Annotated in this window: 5 protein-coding genes; all 5 read left to right on the top strand. The window is 63.6% G+C overall.

Annotation, left to right across the window (positions count from 1 at the left end):
* Positions 1-77 precede the first annotated feature (77 nt).
* Positions 78-1,124 (top strand): LacI family DNA-binding transcriptional regulator, encoded by a 1,047-nt coding sequence (locus CVV68_RS12705; protein ID WP_110501388.1) that lies wholly within the window; start codon positions 78-80, stop codon positions 1,122-1,124.
* A gap of 134 nt (positions 1,125-1,258) precedes the next feature.
* A complete protein-coding gene (gene lysS / locus CVV68_RS12710; protein WP_110501389.1) occupies positions 1,259-2,707 on the top strand; it encodes a lysine--tRNA ligase in 1,449 nt (482 codons plus the stop codon).
* Between the two features lie 13 nt (positions 2,708-2,720).
* A complete protein-coding gene (locus CVV68_RS23485; protein WP_170133165.1) occupies positions 2,721-2,882 on the top strand; it encodes a hypothetical protein in 162 nt (53 codons plus the stop codon).
* A gap of 84 nt (positions 2,883-2,966) precedes the next feature.
* Positions 2,967-3,299: a histone-like nucleoid-structuring protein Lsr2 gene (locus CVV68_RS12715; protein ID WP_110501371.1), complete on the top strand. Its 333-nt coding sequence runs from the start codon at positions 2,967-2,969 to the stop codon at positions 3,297-3,299.
* Positions 3,300-3,621: 322 nt separating this feature from the next.
* Positions 3,622-6,114 (top strand): ATP-dependent Clp protease ATP-binding subunit, encoded by a 2,493-nt coding sequence (locus CVV68_RS12720; protein WP_110501372.1) that lies wholly within the window; start codon positions 3,622-3,624, stop codon positions 6,112-6,114.
* The last annotated feature ends 257 nt before the right edge of the window (positions 6,115-6,371 follow it).

The following is a 6,371-nucleotide window of genomic DNA, read 5'->3' on the forward strand; positions in this document are numbered from 1 at the left end:
TCATGCACCCCGCCACAATCCCCCGGCCCGACAACGTCCCAAGCTCCGGCGCGCGCCCGGCCCGCGTCACGGCCGCCATGGTTGCCGCGCGGGCCGGGGTCTCCGCCGCAACGGTCTCCCTGGTGACCAGCGGCAAGACCGCCGGGCGCGTGTCCGCGGAAAATATTGCCAAGGTGAACCACGCCATCAATGAGCTGGGCTATGTGGTGGACGGACTGGGGAGCTCGCTTGCCAGGGGGCGCAGCAACATTGTGATCCTGGTGGCACCTGACGTCTCCAACCCCTTCTTTGCCAAGGTGATCGACGGCGTCCGGACAGAGATTGGCGACGCATTCCAACTGTTGCTCTCGGTCACCGAGGCCGGGCAGATGCCCACGCCGGCAGTCGTGCGAAACCTGCTGTCCCTGCGGCCTGCAGGGCTGCTGGTGGATGCGCCAAGTGCCGGGTTCCTGGCCGGGCTGCCCGCAACCGGTCCCATGGTGCTGCTTGACACGGCAGGTGTGGAGAGCGAGGCGCCCTCGGTGAACTTTGATTTGGACGGCGCGGCCCTCATGCTCGCGGACCACTTGGCGGATTTGGGCCACAGCACTGTCGCCTACCTTGACGGCACCACCGGCACGGAGACGTTTCGCGTGCGCCGGGAGGCCTTTTGCCGGCACGCCCGCACGCGCGGGATTAACGTGGTGGCGCAGACTGCCACCACCATTGACGTCGGGGCCGCCGCGGATGCCTTCGCCAGGGCCTGGCCGCAGTGGCAGCGCCAGGGCGTCACGGCTGTGGTGTGCAGCACCGACACCCACGCCTACGGGGTGCTGCAGGAAGCGCGTGTGGCTCGTCTGGCCGTTCCCGCGCAACTGGCCGTGACAGGCTTTGACGACCTGCCCTACTCGGAGACGTCCAGCCCGGGCCTGACCACTGTCCGCCTTCCAGCCGCAGAACTGGGACGCGCGGCCGGACGGCAGCTGCTCCGGCTCCTCGCGGGGGAAGAACTGGCCGCGAAGGAATTGGTAGGGGAAGAACTGGAGGGGGACGATAGGAACGGGCACCGCGTGACCCTGGAAAGCACGCTGGTTGTTCGCGGCTCCACCGTGGATGGCGGCGTGGCGCAGGGCGGCCAGGTGTAGGCGGACGCGGACTCCAGCCCTTGCAGCCTCCTTGCGCCCGGCACGGAGGGTACTTTCAGATTCACCAACTAAACTATTGTCCTGTGAGTGCAGAAAATACCGTGACCCTCGAGCCCAGTGACGTTTCCGAGCAAATGCATGTCCGTTTGGAGAAGCGTGCCAAGCTGCTGGAGCGGGGTGGGCAGGCCTATCCGGTGGGCGTCGGGCGCACCCATACGCTGGAGGAAATCCGGGAGAAGTTCCCCGAACTTGTTGCGGATGCCAGCACCGGCGAGATCGTCGGGGTGGCCGGCCGTGTGGTTTTTGTCCGCAATACCGGCAAGCTGTGCTTTGCCACCTTGCAGTCGGGCGCCGGGACGCGCCTGCAGGCCATGCTGTCGCTGGCTAATGTGGGCGAAGAGTCGCTGGCCGACTGGAAATCCCTGGTGGACCTGGGCGACCACGTCTTGGTGCATGGAGAGGTTATCAGTTCCCGGCGGGGCGAGCTTTCCGTCATGGCCGACTCCTGGCAAATGGCTTCCAAGGCGCTTCGCCCGCTGCCGGTGCTGCACGCGGAGCTGTCCGAGGAAATGCGCGTGCGCCAGCGTTACGTTGACCTGATTGTCCGTGACACCGCACGCGACCAGGTGCGAACGCGTTCAGCCATTGTCAAGGCCATTCGCGACACGCTTCACGGCGAGGATTACATCGAGTTGGAGACCCCCATTCTCCAACTCATTCACGGCGGCGCCTCGGCCCGCCCGTTCCACACCCATTTGAATGCCTTTGACCAGCCAATGACGCTGCGCATTGCCATTGAACTTTACCTAAAGCGGGCCGTCGTGGGCGGCATGGATAAAGTGTTTGAAGTCGGACGCATTTTCCGCAATGAAGGCGTGGATTCAACCCACAGCCCCGAATTCACCATGCTGGAAGCCTATGAAGCGTACGGCGACCAATTCACCATGGCTGAAATCATGCAGCGAGTCATTCTGGCGGCCGCCGATGCGGTGGGGTCCCGCACCATTGAGACCGACCGGGGACAAATTAACCTCGACGGCGAATGGCCGTGGCTGCCGGTCCATAAGGGCCTGAGCGAGCAGGTGGGGCAGGAAATCACCCCGGCGACCACGGCCAGTGAATTGCGAGCCATTGCCGCCGCCCGCGGGGTGAATGTCGACCCTGCCTGGGATGCCGAAAAGCTTGTTGTTGAATTGTTTGGCGAAATTGTGGAGCCGACACTGATCCAGCCGACTTTTGTCTGCGACTATCCCCCGTCCGCCCAGCCGCTGGCCCGCCCACACCGTGACAAACCCAACCTCATTGAGGCGTGGGACCTGATCATTGACGGCAAGGAGACGGGGACGGCGTTTTCCGAGCTCATTGACCCGGTGATCCAGCGGGAACGGCTGACCCAGCAATCGCTGGCGGCCGCCGCGGGCGATCCCGAGGCAATGCAATTGGATGAAGATTTCCTGCGCGCCCTGGAATATGGTGCCCCGCCCATGGGCGGCCTTGGATTGGGTGTTGACCGCCTGGTCATGCTCTTTACCGGCGTGGGAATCCGTGAGGCCATCCTCTTTCCCTTGATGAAACCTGAGTAGGAGCGGCAAGGTTATGGAATATATTGCAGTTATCCTGCCTTCATTGGGCGTCGGAGTCCTTTTTTACTTCGCCATGAAGGCAATATTCAATGCAGACCGGGCTGAGCGCGATGCTTTGGCCCAGGCTGAGCGTGATGCCGAGCACAACGGTGAGCTTCCATCAAATAAGCCCTGAAGCGGATTCTTTGACGTGGACTGATTAACGCAGCATAATTTTGTTAGACGGAAACATCAAATATATGTGAGGCGATAATTTCCCATGGCACAGAAGATTCATGTAACGCTTGTTGATGACCTAGACCAGAGCCCCGCCGATGAAAACATCACTTTCGGCCTCGACGGGATTAATTACGAGATAGACCTTTCCGCAGACAATGCGGAGGCACTGCGTTCAGCCCTTTCCACGTACATCGCGGCGGGACGCCGGGCAGGCGGGCGGGCAGTGCGCGGCCGTGGCCCGGCAACAGCCCCCAAGTCAAAAAGCGACGTCGCCGAGATCCGCAGCTGGGCCAAGGACAACGGCTACGAAGTGCACGAGCGCGGCCGCATCCAGGCCGAGGTCCGCAACGCGTACTACGCAGCCCAGGGCTAGTCCCCACCCGCCGGCCCGATAATCCCCAGCGCCTCCCACCCCTCGCACGCCCGGGGCGGGCCCCTCGCATCTGTGGGCCCCCCGCTGACGCGATTTCCCGGGAACCTGGCGGGCGTGGGCCCAGCAATTGGGCTGTGGATTTCGGCCCTGCGGGGCCGCACGACGGCGGGACCGCCCCGGGGGGCGGTCCCGCCGTCGTTCCTTAAAAAGACATTTCACAAGACGGCGGCCCCGACTTGTTATTTCCCCTGTGGCGAACAAGCCCCCACGGCGGCCCCGCACTGCGTAGCATCAAAGTACGCAGTAAAAGGAGTGTGGCGAAATGTTCGAGCGATTCACTGATCGAGCCCGGCGTGTTGTCGTGCTGGCCCAAGAAGAGGCCCGCATGCTCAACCACAATTACATCGGTACGGAGCACATTCTGCTCGGCCTCATCCACGAGGGTGAAGGTGTTGCCGCCAAGGCCCTGGAGTCCCTGAACATCTCCCTGGACGGTGTCCGGGAGCAGGTCCAGGAGATCATTGGGCAGGGGCAGCAGGCCCCCAGCGGGCACATCCCGTTCACTCCGCGTGCCAAAAAGGTGCTTGAGCTCTCGCTGCGCGAAGCGCTGCAGCTGGGCCACAACTACATTGGCACCGAGCACATCCTGCTCGGGCTGATCCGTGAGGGTGAAGGCGTGGCCGCGCAGGTGCTGGTGAAGCTCGGCGCTGACTTGGGCCGTGTGCGCCAGCAGGTCATCCAGCTGCTCTCCGGCTACCAGGGCAAGGAGCCAGTCGCCAGTGGCGGCCAGCAGCCCGAAGGCACCCCGGCGGGGTCGGTGGTGCTGGACCAGTTTGGCCGGAACCTGACCCAAGCCGCCCGGGAAAACAAGCTTGACCCCGTTATTGGGCGCGAGCACGAGATGGAACGCGTCATGCAGATCCTCTCGCGACGAACTAAAAACAACCCAGTCCTCATCGGCGAGCCCGGCGTCGGCAAGACGGCCGTCGTCGAAGGCCTGGCGCAGGCCATTGTGCGCGGCGACGTGCCGGAAACCATCAAGGACAAGCAGCTTTACACCCTTGACCTGGGTTCCCTGGTGGCAGGTTCGCGCTACCGCGGCGACTTCGAGGAACGCCTGAAGAAGGTGCTCAAGGAAATCCGCACCCGGGGCGACATCATCCTCTTCATTGACGAGATCCACACGCTGGTCGGTGCCGGCGCGGCCGAGGGCGCCATTGACGCGGCCTCGATTCTCAAGCCGATGCTGGCCCGCGGCGAGCTGCAGACCATTGGTGCCACCACGCTGGACGAGTACCGCAAGCATATTGAGAAGGACGCCGCACTTGAGCGCCGTTTCCAGCCCATCCAGGTGCCGGAACCGTCCGTGCCGCTGACCATTGAAATCCTCAAGGGCCTGCGTGACCGCTACGAGGCACACCACCGCGTGTCCATCACCGACGGCGCCCTGACGGCTGCCGCCACCCTCGCCGACAGGTACATCAGCGACCGTTTCCTGCCGGATAAGGCGATCGACCTGATCGACGAGGCCGGCGCCCGCCTGCGCATCCGCCGCATGACGGCCCCGCCGGAGCTTAAGGCCATGGACGGCGAAATTGCCGACGTCAAGAAGCGCAAGGAAGACGCCATTGACGCCCAGGACTTTGAGGGTGCCGCAGCGTTGCGCGACGACGAGCAGAAGCTCATCACGGCGCGCGCCGAGAAGGAGCGCCTGTGGAAGTCCGGCGGACTGGATGACATCTCCGAGGTGGATGAGGAACTCATCGCCGAAGTGCTGGCCAATTCCACCGGCATCCCCGTGTTCAAGCTGACCGAGGCCGAGTCCACGCGTCTGCTGAAGATGGAAGATGAGATCCACAAGCGCGTAATTGGCCAGAACGAGGCCATCAAGTCGATCTCTCAGGCCATCCGCCGCACCCGTTCCGGGTTGAAGGACCCGAAGCGCCCGGGCGGCTCGTTCATCTTCGCCGGCCCCACGGGTGTTGGAAAGACCGAGCTGGCCAAGGCACTTGCCGAATTCCTGTTTGGCGACGAGGACGCCCTGATCACCCTGGATATGTCCGAGTACTCGGAGAAGCACACGGTGTCCCGGCTGTTCGGTGCCCCTCCGGGATACGTTGGCTACGAAGAGGGTGGCCAGCTGACTGAGAAGGTCCGGCGCCGACCGTTCTCCGTGGTCCTGTTCGACGAGGTGGAAAAGGCCCATGCGGACCTGTTCAACTCGCTGCTGCAGATCCTTGAGGACGGCCGCCTGACGGACAGCCAGGGCCGGGTGGTGGACTTCAAGAACACCATCATCATCATGACCACCAACTTGGGAACGCGTGACATCTCCAAGTCCGTGGCCACCGGCTTCCAGTCCGGCTCTGACACCCAGACTGGTTACAACCGGATGCGGTCCCGGGTCACCGAAGAGCTCAAGCAGCACTTCCGCCCCGAGTTCCTCAACCGTGTTGACGACGTTGTGGTGTTCCCGCAGCTGACCCAGGACGAAATCATCGAGATCGTGGACCTCATGGTCGCACGCCTGGAAGGGCGCCTGGCGGACCAGGGCATGGGCATCGAGCTCACACCCGCCGCCAAGGTCCTGCTGGCCACCCGCGGCTACGATCCCGCCATGGGTGCCCGGCCGTTGCGCCGCACCATCCAGCGCGAGATCGAGGACCACCTCTCCGAGAAGATCCTTTTCGGTGAGATCAGCTCCGGCGACATCGTCGCGGTGGACGTGGAAGGCGAGGGCGACGAGGCAAAGTTCACGTTCGTCGGCACCGCCAAGCCGAAAATTCCAGACGCAATCACGGCCTCCGCTTCCTAACGCCGAGCCAAGTCCGACGCCGGTGACCCGCCTTCCCCGGGCGGGTCACCGGCCGTTTGCTGTCTCCCACTGCTCGCAAGCTCGCAGAGGGTCCCTCGGCAGCGCTCTTAGCGCGGAAGGAGGCCATCAGGCACCAGGCACGCCTCTGGCCACGGCGCGCTGGCGTGGCATAGCTTTACTGGCTCTTCGCGTTTCGTGGTGAATACCAGCCCGCTGAGATGAATTCATGCCACCGTCCGGGCGGCACTTCTTAGCAG

Source organism: Arthrobacter livingstonensis (assembly GCF_003219815.1).
In the GTDB taxonomy this organism is placed as follows: domain Bacteria; phylum Actinomycetota; class Actinomycetes; order Actinomycetales; family Micrococcaceae; genus Specibacter; species Specibacter livingstonensis.